This window comes from bacterium (assembly GCA_030652805.1).
Lineage (GTDB): Bacteria > JAHJDO01 > JAHJDO01 > JAHJDO01 > JAHJDO01 > JAHJDO01.
Map to the genome: position 1 here is coordinate 1 of JAUSPT010000069.1, position 16,644 is coordinate 16,644.

Genomic DNA, 16,644 nt, shown 5'->3' on the forward strand with positions numbered 1-16,644 from the left:
CGCATTCTCTCTTCTCCTTTCTCCCCGAAAGCTTTCGGGGATTTTGTTTTTTCCATAGGAGAGAGAGGATAGCCCTTTACTTTTTATCCTTCAATCACTTTTGCATAAAATATTTTACATTACCCCGTTCTAACTAATTCTTCCCTTTTTACCCCAATTAGAGTAATATTTGGAGCATGAAAAAAGCAGTTACCACAAACAATCCAGAAGAAACAAAGTGTCTGGGTAAAAAAATAGGCAGGTTCTTAAAAGAGGGAGATGTTATTGCATTGGTTGGGAACCTAGGTGCGGGCAAGACTGTTATTGCTAATGGCTTATGCACAGGACTTGGAGTAAAGGAAGATTATATAACAAGTCCGACTTACACAATAATCAATCAATATGATGGGAGAATTCCTGTTTATCACATTGATCTATATAGATTAAATGATTCAAAAGAGCTTTACAACATAGGCTGGGATGAATATATCTATGGAAACGGAACATGTATAATAGAATGGGCAGATAAGGCAGCTGAGATGTTACCTGAAGAATATCTAATGGTAAACATAGAAGTAACTGGAAAGGATAAGAGAAAAATAACTTTACAGGCAAAAGGAGTGTCATATAAAAATCTACTGGAAAGAGTGAAATAAAATGAGAATACTTGGTATTGAAACCGCTACTAATGTCTGCAGTGTGTGTATACTGGAGAATTCCCAGCTTATAGCGGAATACACAACGAATATAACAAAAACACATTCACAGCGTCTTATGCCAATGATAAAACATGTTCTTGCAAATGTCGAATTAATCCCAAAGGATATAGGAGCTATTGCTGTTTCAATAGGACCAGGGTCTTTTACTGGGATTAGAATAAGTATTAGTGCAGCAAAAGGAATAGCAGTGGCACTTAACATTCAAACAGTTGGAGTTTCTACATTGGATGGAATCGCATATAACCTGATGAATTCATACACTGGCCAAGTATGTGTAATCACAGACGCAAGAAGAAAGCAAGTATATACAGCGATTTATGAAATACCAAATATGAAAAAGATGACTAGTGACATGGTCCTTCCGATTGAAGAATTGATTAAGAAAATAAAAAAGAAAACAATCTTTATCGGCAATGCATGCGCACTATATTGCAATACATTAAAAAAAGAATTGGGCGATTTGGCGGTTGTGTGTCCTTCTCATTCAGGTATTCCACGCGCTTCGAGTATTGCGTTTTTGGGTGAGAAGATATTAAAAGAAGGTAAGGGTTTGAGTCATTTTGACTTGAAACCAAATTATGTAAGATTATCGGATGCAGAAATGAAATGGAAGGAAAAGCATGGAAAAATTAAGTAAAGAATCCCTTGAGGCTCATAAAAAATTAAAAGGTAAGATTGAAATAAAGAGCAAGATTAAACTAAACAACATTCATGACTTAAGCATTGCCTATACTCCCGGAGTTGCAGAACCATGCAGGCAAATCTTCAGAAATAGGGAGAAGATTTATGACCTTACCTCAAAATGGAACACAATAGCTATTGTTACTGATGGAAGCGCTGTTTTAGGCTTAGGCAATATTGGAGCAGATGCATCTTTGCCTGTTATGGAAGGGAAAGCTGTTCTTTTCAAACAATTTGGAGGGGTAGATGCTTTTCCTATATGCATAAACTCACAAGACACTGATGAAATAGTAAAAACAGTGAGACTAATTTCTCCAGCTTTTGGAGGAATTAATCTTGAGGATATATCAGCCCCAAGATGTTTTATCATAGAAGAAAAACTTAAAAGAGAGCTAGACATTCCTGTATTTCATGATGATCAGCATGGAACAGCAGTTGTTGTGTATGCTGCATTGCTTAATGCCTTAAAATTAGTTAGCAGACAAATAGACAAAATAAAAGTTGTTATTCTTGGAGCAGGAGCAGCTGGGATTGCCATCTCAAAGTTGCTTACTAACGCAGGATGCAGGAATATTCTTATATGCGATAGAGCAGGCATAATACACAAAAACAGAGAAGGCAATATGAATTTTGCAAAGAAGGAGATTTCGAAAATTACGAACCCTGAGAACTTATCAGGAACTCTGGCAGATGCTACAGTTGGAGCTGATGTCTTTATAGGAGTATCAGGCCCTGAACTGGTCACAGGAGAGATGATCAGCAAGATGAATAAAGAGGCAGTTGTTTTTGCCATGTCAAATCCCGTTCCTGAAATCGCACCTGAAGAGGCTAAGCGGGCTGGAGCAAGGATTATTGGAACAGGTCGCAGCGATCTGCCAAACCAGATTAATAATGTACTTGCTTTTCCAGGAATATTCAGAGGCGCGTTGGATGTAAGAGCGTCAGATATAAACGAAGATATGAAAATAGCGGCTGCAGAGGCATTATCAAGCTTAATATCAAATAAAGAATTACATGACGATTACATAATTGTTAATCCTTTTGATAAAAGAATAAAAAGCGCTGTTTCCAAAGCCGTTGCAAAAGCAGCTAGGGCCAGTGGTGTTGCAAGGAAGTAAATATGAAATACCGCACTATTGCACAGATTAACCTGAAAGCTATAGGGCATAACATTGCCCGGATAAGAAAAATAGTTGGTAAAGATAGAAAAATTCTTGCGGCAGTTAAGGCGAATGCTTATGGGCACGGAGATGCAGAGGCAGCAAAAACCGCAGCAGAATACGGAGTTAGCTATCTTGGTGTTGCCAATATTGAAGAAGCTATCCACCTGCGCAGAGCGGATATAAATATACCGATTTTAATACTTGGCTGTTCATTTAAATATGAAATAGGGGACATCCTTTCATATAATATAAGTCCAACTATAGCAGACATGGACTTTGCAGAAGCATTGAATAGAAAAGCAACAGAGTTCCCTAATAAAGTAGCAGTACATGTTAAAATTGATACCGGGATGGGACGGATAGGTTCATGCTTTGAACATGCTGTAGATTTTGTAAAAGAGCTCGCTAAATTAGAAAACCTGTTCTTAGAGGGTATATTTACACATTTTCCTTCTTCTGATGAAGCTGATAAAAGTTTCAGTCTGCTTCAAATAAAGCGGTTCAAAGATATTCTGGATAAACTAGAAACCTCAGGGGTCTCAATCCCTATAAAACATATGGCAAACAGTGGAGCCATTCTCTCTAAAAATATTCATGACAGTTTTTTTGATATGGTCCGCCCTGGCTTAATGCTCTATGGAGCATATCCATCACCTTATGTTTCCAATGACATCAAGCTTGAACCAGCTTTGACATTAAAAACAAGGGTTGTTTTTATAAAAGATGTGAAACAAGGTTCTACAATCAGCTATGGAAGAACCCATATAACAAAGTCAAAAGCAAGGCTTGCTGCAATACCAATTGGATATGGCGATGGATACAGCAGATTACTTTCAAACAAAGGAGAGGTGCTGATAAAAGGCAAAAGAGCTCCGATTGTGGGAAGAGTTTGTATGGATCAGTCAATAGTAGATGTGAGTAAAATCCCTGAGGTATGCGTGGGAGATGAAGTTGTTTTAATTGGCAAGCAGGGACGGGGGCAAATAAGTGCTGAGGAAATTGCAGAAAAAATAGGCACAATACCTAATGAAGTATTCTGTATGATTAGTAAAAGAGTTCCGAGAGTATATATTAATAAGGAGTCAAAAGATAAACCATGAAAAAATGCGTTATGGCTTTTGGAGCACATTCTGACGACATAGAGATACAATGCGGAGGAACGTTATTAAAGTTTAAATCTAAAGGGTATGAGTTAATATATGTTGTGGTTACAACGAATGATATGGGATTTTCTCATGGATATAAAGAAAACATTGAGGTAAGAAGAAAGGAAGCAGAAAAAGGAGCAAAGTTTTTGGGAGCAATGCCGTTATTTCTTAATTTTAAAAAGTTTGATATTGCAAATGATAAAAATAAAATTGTTAGCTTTATTGAGGATTCTAATATATTTAACAAATGGAAAAAGCTTCCAGGACGAGAGCCAATTTCAGTAGCTTTTTTCATTCCAGAGTGTGTAATCGAGGTAGCTAACTTGATTGCTAAATATGAACCGGAGATTGTGTTAACTCATAGTCCAGATGATATACACCCCGATCATCATTCTACATCTGTATTGGTATACAGGGCGTTTAAAGAGGCATCAGAAAAGATGAAATTAGGTAGTTTGTATCTCTGGGGTCCTGGTTCATGGGGATTCATAACGGAATTTAACCCAGATATATTTATAGATATAAGTAACTACATAGACAAGAAAAATGAAGCTATTTCACAACACGCCTCTCAGGCAGTAGAATGGATTAAAACATATTTTGGAGAGAGAACAGCTCGCTGGGGAAAGAAGATAGGTGTCAAGCATGCTGAAGGTTTTTACAAAGTCAAAGATATATTAACAAAAGATAAAATTTCTTATATTAATACATTGGAAAGGAGATTTTTGGAATATAAAAAAAGGAATTAGCGATGAATTTTGGAAAATATGATAAAGAATATTACTTTGATTTATCTGATACAAATCTTGAGCCATTATTTGAAGATATTAAATATGTATGGGAGATTTTTCCAAAGATAAAAGAATGGATTGCAAAAAATTTAGTGAGCGAGATTAAAGGACACGTTCAAAGCAATGCATTTATAGGTAAAGATGTTTTTGTAGGTAATGGTACAGTTGTTGAATCAGGTGCTTATATAAAGGGACCAGCTATAATTGGGGAAAATGCAGTTATACGGCATGGAGCATACCTTAGAGAAAATTGTATAATTGAAGATAACTGCATTATTGGACATGCATCGGAGATCAAAAATTCTATAATGTTAAATGGCAGTGCTGTCTCTCATTTTGGGTATGTTGGAGATACAATACTTGGAAATGGAGTGAATTTGGCAGCAGGATGCAAGCTTTCTAATAATAAGAATGATAGCGAGGAAATCACTGTAACCATAGATGGGGAAAAATATTTTACTGGATTGAAACATTTTGGCGCGATTATAGGAGATAACACTAAAATTGGCTGCAATGCAGTCACAAATCCTGGAACATTAATAGGAAAAAACTGCACTATATATCCTTGTTCATCAATTAAGGGAATGCTTGAGTCAAATACCATAGTAAAGTTAAGACAAGAAATAGAAGTAGTAAAAAAGAGAGAAAATTTTGCGAAAAATTAGAATATTACGCATAGTTTCAAATCTAGGAGTGGGTGGTGTTCAGAAAAGAATGGTGTCGCTTTTGCCAAAACTTAACAAAGAGAGGCATGAAATTATCGTATGCAGCTTTAAATCAGGAGAATTGCAGCATTGCCTGGAACAATCCGGAATTCCAGTCCGAATAGTCCCGCGCAGATTCAAGTTTGATCCTGTTTGCATTTATAGACTGTGCTCAATCATGAAGAAAGAAAACATTGATATAGTTCATACTCACTGCCATAAACCCAACACCACAGGGAGAATCGCCGCAAAATTAGCAGGCGTGCCTGTTATAATTGCAAATGAGCATAATGTGGATAGTTGGAAAAGCAACTGGCAGCTAATCCTAGACAGATGGCTTGCTGCATACTCCGATAAAATTATTGCAGTATCAGAAGCAGTTAAAAGCTTTTATGTAGAAAATGCTAATATTTCTACTGATAAGTTTGAGGTTATCTATAATGGAGTGGATTTGGATTTTTGGCAAAGTAATATACCTACAAAGGAAATGATTTTTAAGAAAAAGACGGAATTGGGCTTACTGCAGGGCGATAAAGTAATAGTAACTATAGGCCGTCTTCATCCGCAAAAGGGACATGAATACTTATTAAGAGCAGCAAGAACGATAATCCCCAGAATGAGAAACCTAAAGTTTCTGATAGTTGGAGATGGCCCAATGAAAGATAGTTTAGAATCTGTCTCGGAAAGATTAGGCATAAAAGAGAACGTTGCCTTTACAGGTAAAAGAGACGATGTAAAAGATATACTATACCTCTCAGACATTTCAGTAGTTTCGTCTATTAGAGAAGGGTTCTCAAACGTAGTTTTAGAGTCAATGGCCTGCATCAAGCCGGTTGTTGCAACAGATGTGGGCGGCAACAAGGAGATTATCATTGATGGAGAAAATGGGTTTATTGTTCCTTCCAGAGATGAGGATGTTCTCGCAGATAGGATACTGACATTAGCTGGCAATGAAGAATTGACTAAAAAAATGGGACTTGCTGCCAAAGAGACTGTCAAAAGTTTTTCTTTAAGCCGTATGATTCACAAAACTGAAAAACTCTATGAAGAGTTGATGGATAAAAAAATATGAGACATACCCGTCAGTATTTGGGGGGGGTAACAGTAGCTGTGTGCGTAAGGTATCTGCCTAGAAGCCTAATGCTATTTTTAGGCAATATTCTTGGGGATTTTACATTCTATATACTCAGAATCAGACGAAAACAAGTTTTCAAAAATCTTAGGTTTGCTTTTGGAAATCAAAAAAGCAATATCGAATTGAAAAAGATAGCAAGGGAAATATATAAAAATCTTGGAAAAACACTTCTGGAATTTCTGCAGCTTCCGAGAATGAATGGAACAAGAATAAGAAGAATTGTTGATACATCTGAGCTATGTAAAATAGACCACATTCTAAAAAAAGGGAAAGGAGCTATCTTGCTTGGTGCGCATTTTGGAAACTGGGAACTTTTAGGCGCTGCTTTTGGGCTTTTGGGATATCCTGTAAATGTAATTGGCAGACTTTCAGATAATAGAAGAATAGGAAATGCTATTGACAGGTATAGAAGGCTTGTTGGAATGAAAGTTATTCAGAAGAATGATCCCATTAGAAAGGTGTTTCGCTCACTCAGTAATAATGAACTGGTTGCTATATTAATGGACCAAAATACGAGAAAAGATATGATTTTTGTAGATTTCTTTGGAAGACCTGCAGCTACTGCAAAAGGAATAGCTGTTTTTGCCCTGAGAACAGGAGCTCCAGTTGTTCCAGCTTTTATTGTAAGAGAGAGGAAACACCACAGAATACTTATTGGAAATCCTATATATGCGCATAGTTCTGAAAGCGCAGACAGTGATATACAGAAATATACAGCTCAATTTTCTAAGGTTATTGAATCTTATATCAGGCAATATCCTGACCAGTGGTTCTGGCTGCATAATCGCTGGAAAACCCAGCCTAAAAAATAAGTCAAATAAGAGGTGTTCTAAATGTGGGCAAAAGTTATTAAATATGTTATTGGGACACTGATTGTTATTTGTTTTCTGCATCTATATTTCAGGTATTTTGAATGGAAGAATATTTACTATGCTACTCGTGGAATTAGCAGAACTCCAGAAAGTATTGGTTTAAAGTTTGAAGATATCTTTTTTGAAACAGATGATCATGTTAAGCTGAATGGCTGGTACGTTCCTTGTGAAGGAGCAATATCAACTCTCCTTTTTTGCCATGGGAATGCTGGGAATATAAGCGACCGTCTCGACAGTATATACATATTTCATAATCTTGGTTTGAATGTTCTTATATTTGATTACAGGGGTTATGGCAAAAGCAGGGGATTCTCAACAGAAAAAGGCACTTATCTGGACGCAATGGCTGCATATAAGTGGCTTATTTCAAAGAAAAAGCCGGACGAGAATAAGATTGTTATATTTGGCCGTTCTCTAGGAGGTTCAATAGCAATTGACCTTGCGGCAAAAATTAATAAAGGCTTACTTATTTCAGAAAGTGCATTTACATCTATAATTGATATTGGTAAGGAACTTTATCCATTTCTTCCTATTAAATACTGTGCAAGCATAAAATATGACAGTATTCAAAAAATAAAAAACATAAAGATTCCAAAGCTTATAATACACTCAGAGGAGGATGAGATAATACCTTTTCCCCATGGCGAGAAACTCTTTAAGACGGCTCTTTTCCCTAAACAGTTTTATAAAATGAGCGGAGAGCATAATGATGGCTTTATAATAATGGGTAAAGAATATGAGGAGGCAATAAAAAACTTCATCAAGAAAAATTTGAAATAAGGACGGTGAAACCTGTTGAAGTTTGATATTTAATTTTGTATAATCGAGTCTAAATTAATAATCGCACTCAAAAGCTAATCAACGTAAAGGGGGAGTGTCAATGGCAACAAAGGTTGGAATCAATGGATTTGGAAGGATTGGAAGATTGGTTTTAAAGGCAGGTTTAGGTTCAAATAACCTGGAATTTGTAGCGGTAAATGACCTTACAGATGCAAAAACATTAGCGCATCTTTTCAAATATGATTCCACTTTTGGAATATTTAACGGCACTGTGGAAGCTAAGGACGATGCAATAGTTATTAATGGTAAAGAAATAAAAGTTATTGCTCAGAAAGACCCGTCTCAGCTGCCATGGAAAGCTCTTGGCGTGGAAATTGTTGTTGAATCAACGGGAAGGTTCAGAGACAAGGCACAAGCAAGCGCCCACATTCAGGCAGGAGCAAAGAAAGTAATTATATCAGCTCCGGCAACAAACGAGGATATAACAATTGTATTGGGAGTAAATGAGAATAAATACGATCCTTCTTCACATCATATTATTTCAAACGCCTCCTGCACTACGAATTGTCTGGCTCCGGTTGCAAAGGTTTTGATGGATAATTTCGGTATAACAAAGGGACTGATGACAACAATTCATTCATATACAAGTGATCAGGTTTTACTTGATTTCCCGCATAAGGATTTAAGAAGAGCAAGATCAGCGGCTGTATCAATGATTCCAACAACAACAGGAGCCGCAAAGGCTGTTGCGCTCGTTATCCCTGAATTAAAAGGCAAAGTGGACGGAATGGCTATCAGAGTTCCAACGCAAAATGTGTCTCTGGTTGATCTTGTTGCGAATACGGAGAAAAAAACAAGTGCAGAAGAGGTAAATGCCGCTTTAAAGAATGCAGCAGAGAATGGGTTGAGCAAATATCTCGAATACTGCGATGAACCTTTAGTATCAAAGGATTTTAATGGAAACAGCAAATCCTCGATTGTAGACGCACTGTGTACAAAAGTTATAGAGAGTAATATGGTTAAAGTTCTTGCATGGTATGATAATGAATGGGGTTATTCAAACAGAGTTGTTGATTTAGCTGAGTACATAATTTCAAGGCAGTAAAAAATATGAGCAAATTGTCTTTAAGAGATATAGAAGTCAAAGATAAAAAAGTTTTAATGAGGGTGGATTTTAATGTTCCTCTGGATGGTAACTGTAATATAACAGATGACACTCGCATCAAAGCAGCTTTACCGAGTATTAAGTATTTAATAGAAAAGAGAGCAAAGTTAATACTTGTTTCTCATTTAGGCCGTCCAAAGGGGAACATAATTGAGAAAATGAGATTAACTCCCGTAGGTATAAGGCTGGGGGAATTATTAGGGATAAAAGTTACCAAGCTGAATGATTGTGTTGGTTCTGAAGTTGAAAAAGAAGTAGACAAGTTGAAAATCGGCGAAGTATTACTTCTTGAAAATACGCGCTTTCATAAAGAAGAAGAAAAGAATGATGCAAACTTCTCTCAGTCTATGGCAAAGCTGGCAGATATTTATGTTAACGATGCTTTTGGAACTGCTCATCGCGCACACGCCTCAACAGTCGGAGTGGCAATGTTTGTCAACAAGGCTGCATGCGGCTTTCTGATGGAAAAGGAAATAAAAGCTTTAAGCAAGTTAACAGAGAATCCTGAGAGGCCTTTTACTCTCATTATGGGTGGGGCTAAACTTGCTGACAAAATACCGGTTATGGAAAGACTTATTGACAAAATAGATACTTTGCTGCTCGGAGGCGGGGTAGCATACACCTTTTGCAAGGCAAAAAACTGGACAGTTGGAAACTCTCTTGTAGATGAAAGCAAAATAGACGTTGCAAAAGAAATAATAACAAAAATGCGTAAAGCACGTGCGGAATTACATACCCCTTTAGACCATGTAATAGTTCAGGAAATCTCTGAAGATGCACAAACAATAATAACTGAAAGAGGAGCAGTTCCCGCAGGCTGGATAGGGGTTGATATAGGACCTCAGGCAATCGAAGAGTACAAAACTGAAATTGGGCTTTCAAAAACTGTTTTTTGGAATGGGCCGGTGGGCGTTTTTGAGATAGATAAATTTGCAAAGGGCACTATTGCTATTGCCAAAGAGCTTGCTAAAGTAGACGCATATACTGTCGTTGGAGGCGGAGATTCCATAGCAGCTGTAAATAAGGCAGGTGTGGCAGATAAGATCAGCCATATATCTACCGGCGGAGGCGCATCTCTTGAATATCTTGCAGGCATTGAGCTCCCGGGCATTGCTGCATTAACGGATAAATAATTTTATGTTTACGTTTATAAGTGTAATCCATATTATAGCCTGTGTAAGTCTGATTTTAATTGTTCTCCTTCAGGTGGGAAAAGGAGCAGATATTGCCAGTATGTTTGGCGGAGCAGGTACTCAATCTCTATTTGGAACAAGTTCTGAGACATTTATGACAAAGCTCACCACAGCAATGGCTATAATCTTTGTTCTCACGTCCATCTCCTTGAGCTTTATGTGGATTTCTCATTACAGCGGTACTTCCATAGTGAAAAAGGAAGGTATAAAGCAGGTAGAAGCTGAAGCTGTAAAAGAAGAAGCCGTTGATAAAGAAACAGAGAAGTAAGTTATAGAGATTATACTATGAAGAATATATTACCGCTTCTTGCGGTATTTTTTTTATTTATAAATACACACTCAATCTCTGGCGAACCTGCATATGGCGATGCAATAATTGCAGGCTCAATAGGGGATGCTTCAACGCTTATCCCAATACTGGCTTCAGACGGTGCTTCTCAGGATATTGTAGGGCTGGTATTTAATGGACTTCTTAAGTACGATAAGAACATAAAACTGGTTGGAGATCTGGCAGAATCATGGGAAGTCTCTTCTGATAAACTCACTATTACATTTCATTTGCGGAAAAACGTTAAATGGCACGATGGTTTTCCATTTACAGCTTCTGATGTGATGTTTACATATAAAAAGCTTACAGATCCAGATGTTCCTACTCCATATAGCGGCGACTTTGAACGAATAAAAAAAGCAGAAGTTGTTGCCCCTTATACATTCAAGGTAACCTACAAAGAGCCATTCTCTCCAGCCCTTGCCAGCTGGGGAATGTGGATTATGCCTGAGCATCTTCTAAAAGATAAGAATTTAATCAAGTGTAGTTTTGCGCGGCATCCAATAGGAACAGGACCATATAAGTTTAAAGAATGGAAAACCGGACAAAGAATTGTTCTTAAGGCAAACAACGACTACTTTGAAGGCAGACCATATATAGATAAGTATGTTTACCAGATAATTCCAGACGATGCGACAATGTTTCTTGAACTTAGCGCTGGGAATGTTGATTGGATGGGACTTAATCCTGTTCAATATACTTATCAGACTAATAAGACATGGTTTAAAACTGGTTTCAGCAAATATAAATATCCAAGCTTTGGTTATACCTATCTGGGTTACAACCTTAAAAACCCGTTATTTAAAAATAAACTTGTTAGACAGGCTTTAACATATGCAATTAATAAGACTGAGATTATCAAAGGAGTTTTATTAGGCTTAGGAGAGATCTCAACGGGTCCTTTTCCTCCTGAATCCTGGGCATACAACAAACATGTGAGAAGATACCCGTATAATCCGCTAAAGGCAAAAGAAATACTGAAACTGTGCGGGTGGGAGGACCATGACGGAGATGGCTGGATTGATAAAGATGGAAAAAAGTTCGAATTTGAGATTATAACAAATCAGGGGAATGCACAGAGAAAGAAATGCGCAGAAATTATACAGCAGAATCTCAGACTTGTTGGTATTAAGGTAGATATAAGAATAATTGAATGGGCCTCTTTTCTAAATGAATTCATTTATAAAAAAAGGTTTGATACTATTTTACTTGCATGGGGTCTGGGCAGAGATCCTGATAGTTTTGATATCTGGCATTCATCTAAAACAAAAGAGAAAGAATTTAACTTTATTTCCTATAATAATCCAGAGGTAGATAAGCTCCTGGACGATGGAAGAAAGGAATTTGAAATAGAGAAAAGGAGACAGATTTATCATAGGATCCACGAGGTTTTAGCTGAAGACCAGGCATATACATTTTTATATGTGCCTGATTCGCTTCCGGTTGTTCATACACGCTTTAAAGGTATAGAAGTCTCTCCGATCGGAATAGGCTACGATTTTATAAAATGGTATGTTCCGAAGCATCTGCAGAAATATACGCAATAGGACAAATTCTATTTTTTTATATGCTCCTGCCACTTCTCATCAAGACGTTCTAGATTTTCAAAGTCAAATTGATAACTGCTTCTAAGCGCATCTTCAAAACTCTTTCCATCACGCAAAGCTCTGCAGAGATTAGTAAATCTATACTGGCCTTTGCTCCTCAAAAAATCTACAAGAGAATAGGATATGCTATAGAAAAGTAAGACTTTTTCTTCATCTTCGGGATAACCAGTTTTATCAAGCACTTCATAAATGGAAAGACAGGCGTCTTTTTTTAATTCTTCCTTTATTGCACTTATATATCCTGACTTGCTTGTTAGCTCCATACTCACAGCCAGTCCTTCATTGAACCACAGAGGAATATTCTTCTCTATAAAATCGGCTAAAATAAGATGTGTCATTTCATGTGGCAGAAGAGAAATTAAAAAATTTTCTGACTCTTTATAGCTTACTATCTCTCTTTTATCATAATTGGCAAATCCTGCTGACCAGGATGGAATGTCGTTGTTTTCTAGATAATTCTTCTTATTTGCATATACGTATATCTTGCATCTTTTATCAAATGTCCAGAATTTCCCAAATCTGGTAAAGCCCACGCTTCTGTCTAACTGCTTATAATATTCTTCTGCTTTGTACCCAACGCGCTGAGTAAAACTTAAATCCTCTTCATAATATACTGAAAAATGATCGGATTTATAGATTTTCCAGTCTTCAGCTAGTATATTACACCCTAAAAAAAGAAAAAGTATAAGTGCAAAAAATAATGTCAAATGCCAAAGCTTCTTTGTGCCTATACCGTTTGTCATTTATTGTTCCAGATACTTTTGAATATTCTTTATCTTTTGCTGAATATTGCGAGCTTCTGTGATCTCAGTAACTAAACTCACGCAGCGAGCACCAGCTTTTATTACTTTAGCTATGTTATGCTCTTTAATTCCTCCTATTGCAACAAAAGGAAGATGGATGTTCTTAGATACATATCTTATATACTCAAGTCCTACTGCTTGAGCTGTGATTTTTTTAGTTTGTGTATTATAAATTGGCCCAACTCCTATATAATCTGCTCCTGTTCTCAGCGCTTCTTTGGCTTGCTTTGGGTTATGTGTGGAAAGACCGATAAACTGATTTGAATTAAGCAACTTACGGACCTCTTTGAGAGGAAGATCATCCTGCCCAATATGGATACCATCTGCCTCACAAAGAATAGCAAGCTCAACATCATCATTAATGATAAATAGAGCATTGTATTTTTGAGTAATCTTCCTCAACCAGCAACATTCTTCATATTTAATTTTCTTTGTGCGAAATTTTTCTCTGTATTGAATAATTCTAATCCCGGCTTTAAGCATCTCGCTAACCACATATTCGTTTCCTCTTCCACAACTTGTTTCAAAACAAGTGATGCCATAAATTTGACCGGAGAATATATTTTTTAGATTAGGTTTCATCTGATTATATTAAATCATAAGTAATATGCATATCAAGCATTTTATCTGGTGTTTTTAAATTACATTTGATAAAATTGCTTGTGTTGTGTAATTGATTAGGGAGATTAAAGTGAAGACCTATGAAGAAATAAATGAAAGGATAAGAAAAGGCGAAGCAGTAGTTGTAACTGCTGAGGAGATTATTGATATAGTTGAAGAAAAAGGCATAAAAAAAGCTGCAAAAGAAGTAGATGTTGTAACAACAGGCACATTTGCTCCAATGTGTTCCTCAGGTGCTTTTATTAATTTTAAAAATTCAAAACCAAAGATAAAAGCTCAGAAAGTATGGTTAAATGGCATTAATACATATGCTGGGCTTGCCGCTGCTGATATTTATCTTGGAGTAACAGAACTTCCTGATGAAGATTTATTAAATAAAGTATTTCCGGGCAACTTCAAATATGGAGGAGGACATGTAATAGAGGATTTAGTTGCCGGCAAGCATATAAAACTCAAAGCAATATCTTATGGAACGGATTGTTATCCAAAGAAAGAGATTGAAACCGTAATAGACATAAAAAGTGTAAACCAGGCTATTTTAACAAACCCAAGAAATGCATATCAAAATTACAATGTTGCAATAAATAAATATTCTGACAGAAACATATACACCTATATGGGAATTCTAAAGCCGAACATTGGCAATGCGAATTACTGCAGCGCCGGACAATTAAGCCCTTTACTAAACGACCCTTTTTATAAGACTATTGGCATAGGTACAAGAATATTTCTTGGAGGAGGAGAGGGATATGTTTATTGGGAGGGAACCCAGCATAATCCGTATGTTAAAAGAGGTCCTAATGGTGTGGTAAGAGCTCCAGCAGGAACTATTGCTGTAGTTGGAGATTTAAAAGGGATGTCTCCGGAATGGCTGAAAGGCACAAGTATTACAGGGTATGGGGTAACTTTAACCATTGGCATAGGCATTCCAATCCCTATTTTAAGCGAGGATATAGTTAAATATACAGCTGTAAAGGATGAGGATATTTATACTCAAATCGTGGATTATAGTAAGGACTATCCTAATGGAGTCAACAAAAGCTATGGCGAGGTTAATTATAAGCAGTTAAGAGATGGATATATAGAGATAGAAGGAAAACAAGTTCCTACAGGTGCATTGTCAAGCTATAAGAAGGCAAGAGAAATAGCAGAAATTCTTAAACGTAGGATTAAAAAGGGGAGATTTGAACTGACAAAGCCGGTTAAATCTCTTTCTTCGGGAGAATAAGGATGATTAAGAAAAGGGTTGTTTTAACTTTCCCACACGAAATAGTCAGCCAGCCGGTCGTATATCATCTTGTCAAGGATTACAATTTGATGATAAACATACTCAGAGCCAGAGTTACTCCACAGGAGCAGGGGAGATTAGTAGTAGAAATAAGCGGCAGGAAAAAAGAGCTGGAAACCGGCATGAATTATCTGGCTGAGTTAAATATAGATATTCAGCCGCTTGCACAGGACATTAAATGGCACGAAAGCAAATGTGTCCACTGCACTGCTTGCATACCGCATTGTCCTACAAATGCTATATTCTTAAACAGAGATACAATGAAAGTATCATTTGATAAGCAAAAGTGTATAGCGTGTGAACTTTGTATTCCTGCCTGCCCATATCAAGCAATTGAAATCGTAATTTAATTTAGCTAAGGTCTTGCACATTCAATATATTACTTTGCAATTCGTGCAACTGGTATCGCTTTGGCTTCAAGCATACTCCTGATATCGCCTCTTTTAACAGCAATTTTTTCCTACTTTATTTTTGGCGAGATTCTTACAACAGGGCAGTTAATATCAGGTTCTGTACTCTTGATTGGCGGGTATATTGTTTCCAAGAGTAAAGGAATTAAATAAATCTTTATTCAATTCCTAACTTTAGAACTCTGTTCACATTCTGCCAGCTTATTTTCTTAAATGCCTCTTTTGAAATATTTCCTTCCTTATAAGCGTTTCTCAAAAATTCTGCATGACGATGGTCGTTTGTTGGAGAGCAAATATCTGTTCCAAAGAAAAGCTTATCCTGAAATTTCTCAATAAATGCATATCCAAATTCTGGGTCACGGGTTAAGGCATTATAACCACTGCCTGCAGATATATCTCCATATAGATTTGGATATTCTTTCATAAGTCTGGGAACTGTGCCTCCTGAGGTAACCTTTCCTTCCGGATAGGTATTTCTATTTTCATTCGTTACATCTCCGCTGATCTCTGACCAGAAGGGTTGAGAATGCCCGATAAATATCAAATCAGGGAAGTCTTTCAAGGACTTTTCCAAACGCGGCAGATGCAGATTATCTATAAGACCGTAGCAATTCCCTTTTTGAGGAGCGATGTGGAAAAGAAGAGGCATTTGGCTTTTTTGACAGTGTTTAAATAAGTTCTGGACAAGAAGGTCATCAAAATATAGGTTCGCACATACTTCTCCGACTCCTTTGCATCCTTTTTCCTTGTAAAAAAGCAGTTGGCGTGAGAGATCAGCGTCAGGACTGTTTTTTTCAGCCCGCGGGTCAATATTACAGAAAGGAATGAATCTGTCAGGATATTTTTCGCAAACATCCATGATATCCTCCACTGTTGAAAATTGCTTTCTGCACTCAGGATTTACTCCAGGCAGGAGAATTCCCTTATCAACCCCTGCCCTGTCCATCATTTCTATCAACTCCTCTGGAGACGCATAATTATCCCCTTTTTCATTTCTTGGAAGAGATTTTTTCCTCGTAGTATGCAAATGAACGTCAATAAACATAGTCTGTCTCCTATTTTCTCAAAATAAGTGATTCAATAAGGTGTAGCATATATGAGGTTAGATGTCTATGCAATGTGCTGGCTGGGCACATAGGTAACACTTTTTGTTTAAGATTCTCATTGTGATTCTCAATATATCTCATGGGTGTTAAATAATCAAGCGCTTGATGAGGGCGATTAAAATTGTACTCAATCAGCCAATTTGTTACAGCT

General features: G+C 37.0%; 18 protein-coding genes. 15 read left to right on the forward strand and 3 right to left on the reverse strand.

What is annotated here, in order from left to right; genetic code table 11:
• Nucleotides 1-176: 176 nt before the first annotated feature.
• The 13 genes from tsaE to Q7J67_07195 all read left to right on the forward strand — a co-directional run bounded on the left by tsaE (nucleotide 177) and on the right by Q7J67_07195 (nucleotide 12,205).
• Nucleotides 177-635 (forward strand): tRNA (adenosine(37)-N6)-threonylcarbamoyltransferase complex ATPase subunit type 1 TsaE, encoded by a 459-nt coding sequence (tsaE, locus tag Q7J67_07135; protein MDO9465053.1) that lies wholly within the window; start codon nucleotides 177-179, stop codon nucleotides 633-635.
• Nucleotide 636: 1 nt separating this feature from the next.
• A complete protein-coding gene (gene tsaB, locus Q7J67_07140) occupies nucleotides 637-1,335 on the forward strand; it encodes a tRNA (adenosine(37)-N6)-threonylcarbamoyltransferase complex dimerization subunit type 1 TsaB (GenBank protein ID MDO9465054.1) in 699 nt (232 codons plus the stop codon).
• Nucleotides 1,319-2,497 (forward strand): NADP-dependent malic enzyme, encoded by a 1,179-nt coding sequence (locus Q7J67_07145; protein MDO9465055.1) that lies wholly within the window; start codon nucleotides 1,319-1,321, stop codon nucleotides 2,495-2,497. Before tsaB ends, Q7J67_07145 begins: the two co-directional genes overlap by 17 nt.
• Nucleotides 2,498-2,499: 2 nt before the next feature.
• Nucleotides 2,500-3,642, forward strand: a complete 1,143-nt coding sequence (alr, locus tag Q7J67_07150; protein MDO9465056.1) for an alanine racemase — start codon at nucleotides 2,500-2,502, stop codon at nucleotides 3,640-3,642.
• Nucleotides 3,639-4,439, forward strand: coding sequence for a PIG-L family deacetylase (locus Q7J67_07155; GenBank protein ID MDO9465057.1), 801 nt, complete (start codon nucleotides 3,639-3,641; stop codon nucleotides 4,437-4,439). The genes alr and Q7J67_07155 overlap by 4 nt, the downstream gene beginning before the upstream one ends.
• A 2-nt stretch (nucleotides 4,440-4,441) precedes the next feature.
• A complete protein-coding gene (locus Q7J67_07160; protein MDO9465058.1) occupies nucleotides 4,442-5,146 on the forward strand; it encodes a DapH/DapD/GlmU-related protein in 705 nt (234 codons plus the stop codon).
• Nucleotides 5,133-6,257: a glycosyltransferase gene (locus tag Q7J67_07165; protein ID MDO9465059.1), complete on the forward strand. Its 1,125-nt coding sequence runs from the start codon at nucleotides 5,133-5,135 to the stop codon at nucleotides 6,255-6,257. Before Q7J67_07160 ends, Q7J67_07165 begins: the two co-directional genes overlap by 14 nt.
• On the forward strand, nucleotides 6,254-7,132 hold the full coding sequence (locus Q7J67_07170; GenBank protein MDO9465060.1) for a lysophospholipid acyltransferase family protein: 879 nt from the start codon (nucleotides 6,254-6,256) through the stop codon (nucleotides 7,130-7,132). Before Q7J67_07165 ends, Q7J67_07170 begins: the two co-directional genes overlap by 4 nt.
• Before the next feature lie 21 nt (nucleotides 7,133-7,153).
• The gene (locus Q7J67_07175) at nucleotides 7,154-7,972 is read left to right on the forward strand and encodes an alpha/beta hydrolase (GenBank protein ID MDO9465061.1); all 819 of its coding nucleotides are present in this window, start codon (nucleotides 7,154-7,156) and stop codon (nucleotides 7,970-7,972) included.
• Between the two features lie 100 nt (nucleotides 7,973-8,072).
• Nucleotides 8,073-9,077 (forward strand): type I glyceraldehyde-3-phosphate dehydrogenase, encoded by a 1,005-nt coding sequence (gene gap, locus Q7J67_07180; protein ID MDO9465062.1) that lies wholly within the window; start codon nucleotides 8,073-8,075, stop codon nucleotides 9,075-9,077.
• Nucleotides 9,078-9,082: 5 nt separating this feature from the next.
• Nucleotides 9,083-10,270, forward strand: coding sequence for a phosphoglycerate kinase (locus Q7J67_07185; GenBank protein ID MDO9465063.1), 1,188 nt, complete (start codon nucleotides 9,083-9,085; stop codon nucleotides 10,268-10,270).
• Nucleotides 10,271-10,274: 4 nt separating this feature from the next.
• The gene (gene secG, locus Q7J67_07190; GenBank protein ID MDO9465064.1) at nucleotides 10,275-10,598 is read left to right on the forward strand and encodes a preprotein translocase subunit SecG; all 324 of its coding nucleotides are present in this window, start codon (nucleotides 10,275-10,277) and stop codon (nucleotides 10,596-10,598) included.
• Between the two features lie 17 nt (nucleotides 10,599-10,615).
• A complete protein-coding gene (locus tag Q7J67_07195; GenBank protein ID MDO9465065.1) occupies nucleotides 10,616-12,205 on the forward strand; it encodes a peptide-binding protein in 1,590 nt (529 codons plus the stop codon).
• A gap of 8 nt (nucleotides 12,206-12,213) precedes the next feature.
• Here Q7J67_07195 and Q7J67_07200 read toward each other — a convergent pair whose 3' ends face one another.
• The gene (locus Q7J67_07200; protein MDO9465066.1) at nucleotides 12,214-13,008 is read right to left on the reverse strand and encodes a peptidase MA family metallohydrolase; all 795 of its coding nucleotides are present in this window, start codon (nucleotides 13,006-13,008) and stop codon (nucleotides 12,214-12,216) included.
• A complete protein-coding gene (gene thiE, locus Q7J67_07205) occupies nucleotides 13,009-13,650 on the reverse strand; it encodes a thiamine phosphate synthase (GenBank protein ID MDO9465067.1) in 642 nt (213 codons plus the stop codon).
• Nucleotides 13,651-13,753: 103 nt separating this feature from the next.
• On the opposite strand from thiE, the gene Q7J67_07210 reads away from it, so the two are divergent.
• Both Q7J67_07210 and Q7J67_07215 read left to right on the forward strand, forming a co-directional pair.
• On the forward strand, nucleotides 13,754-14,917 hold the full coding sequence (locus Q7J67_07210; protein ID MDO9465068.1) for a homocysteine biosynthesis protein: 1,164 nt from the start codon (nucleotides 13,754-13,756) through the stop codon (nucleotides 14,915-14,917).
• A 2-nt stretch (nucleotides 14,918-14,919) separates the two neighbouring features.
• Nucleotides 14,920-15,327, forward strand: a complete 408-nt coding sequence (locus Q7J67_07215; GenBank protein MDO9465069.1) for a 4Fe-4S binding protein — start codon at nucleotides 14,920-14,922, stop codon at nucleotides 15,325-15,327.
• 217 nt (nucleotides 15,328-15,544) lie between these two features.
• Here Q7J67_07215 and Q7J67_07220 read toward each other — a convergent pair whose 3' ends face one another.
• Nucleotides 15,545-16,432: an amidohydrolase family protein gene (locus Q7J67_07220; protein MDO9465070.1), complete on the reverse strand. Its 888-nt coding sequence runs from the start codon at nucleotides 16,430-16,432 to the stop codon at nucleotides 15,545-15,547.
• Nucleotides 16,433-16,644 lie beyond the last annotated feature (212 nt).

Coding starts and splice junctions, on each gene's coding strand:
- tsaE (MDO9465053.1), top strand. CDS start 177: ATGAAAAAAGCAGTTACCACAAACAATCCAGAAGAAACAAAGTGTCTG.
- tsaB (MDO9465054.1), top strand. CDS start 637: ATGAGAATACTTGGTATTGAAACCGCTACTAATGTCTGCAGTGTGTGT.
- Q7J67_07145 (MDO9465055.1), top strand. CDS start 1,319: ATGGAAAAATTAAGTAAAGAATCCCTTGAGGCTCATAAAAAATTAAAA.
- alr (MDO9465056.1), top strand. CDS start 2,500: ATGAAATACCGCACTATTGCACAGATTAACCTGAAAGCTATAGGGCAT.
- Q7J67_07155 (MDO9465057.1), top strand. CDS start 3,639: ATGAAAAAATGCGTTATGGCTTTTGGAGCACATTCTGACGACATAGAG.
- Q7J67_07160 (MDO9465058.1), top strand. CDS start 4,442: ATGAATTTTGGAAAATATGATAAAGAATATTACTTTGATTTATCTGAT.
- Q7J67_07170 (MDO9465060.1), top strand. CDS start 6,254: ATGAGACATACCCGTCAGTATTTGGGGGGGGTAACAGTAGCTGTGTGC.
- Q7J67_07175 (MDO9465061.1), top strand. CDS start 7,154: ATGTGGGCAAAAGTTATTAAATATGTTATTGGGACACTGATTGTTATT.
- gap (MDO9465062.1), top strand. CDS start 8,073: ATGGCAACAAAGGTTGGAATCAATGGATTTGGAAGGATTGGAAGATTG.
- Q7J67_07185 (MDO9465063.1), top strand. CDS start 9,083: ATGAGCAAATTGTCTTTAAGAGATATAGAAGTCAAAGATAAAAAAGTT.
- secG (MDO9465064.1), top strand. CDS start 10,275: ATGTTTACGTTTATAAGTGTAATCCATATTATAGCCTGTGTAAGTCTG.
- Q7J67_07195 (MDO9465065.1), top strand. CDS start 10,616: ATGAAGAATATATTACCGCTTCTTGCGGTATTTTTTTTATTTATAAAT.
- Q7J67_07200 (MDO9465066.1), bottom strand. CDS start 13,008: ATGACAAACGGTATAGGCACAAAGAAGCTTTGGCATTTGACATTATTT.
- thiE (MDO9465067.1), bottom strand. CDS start 13,650: ATGAAACCTAATCTAAAAAATATATTCTCCGGTCAAATTTATGGCATC.
- Q7J67_07215 (MDO9465069.1), top strand. CDS start 14,920: ATGATTAAGAAAAGGGTTGTTTTAACTTTCCCACACGAAATAGTCAGC.
- Q7J67_07220 (MDO9465070.1), bottom strand. CDS start 16,432: ATGTTTATTGACGTTCATTTGCATACTACGAGGAAAAAATCTCTTCCA.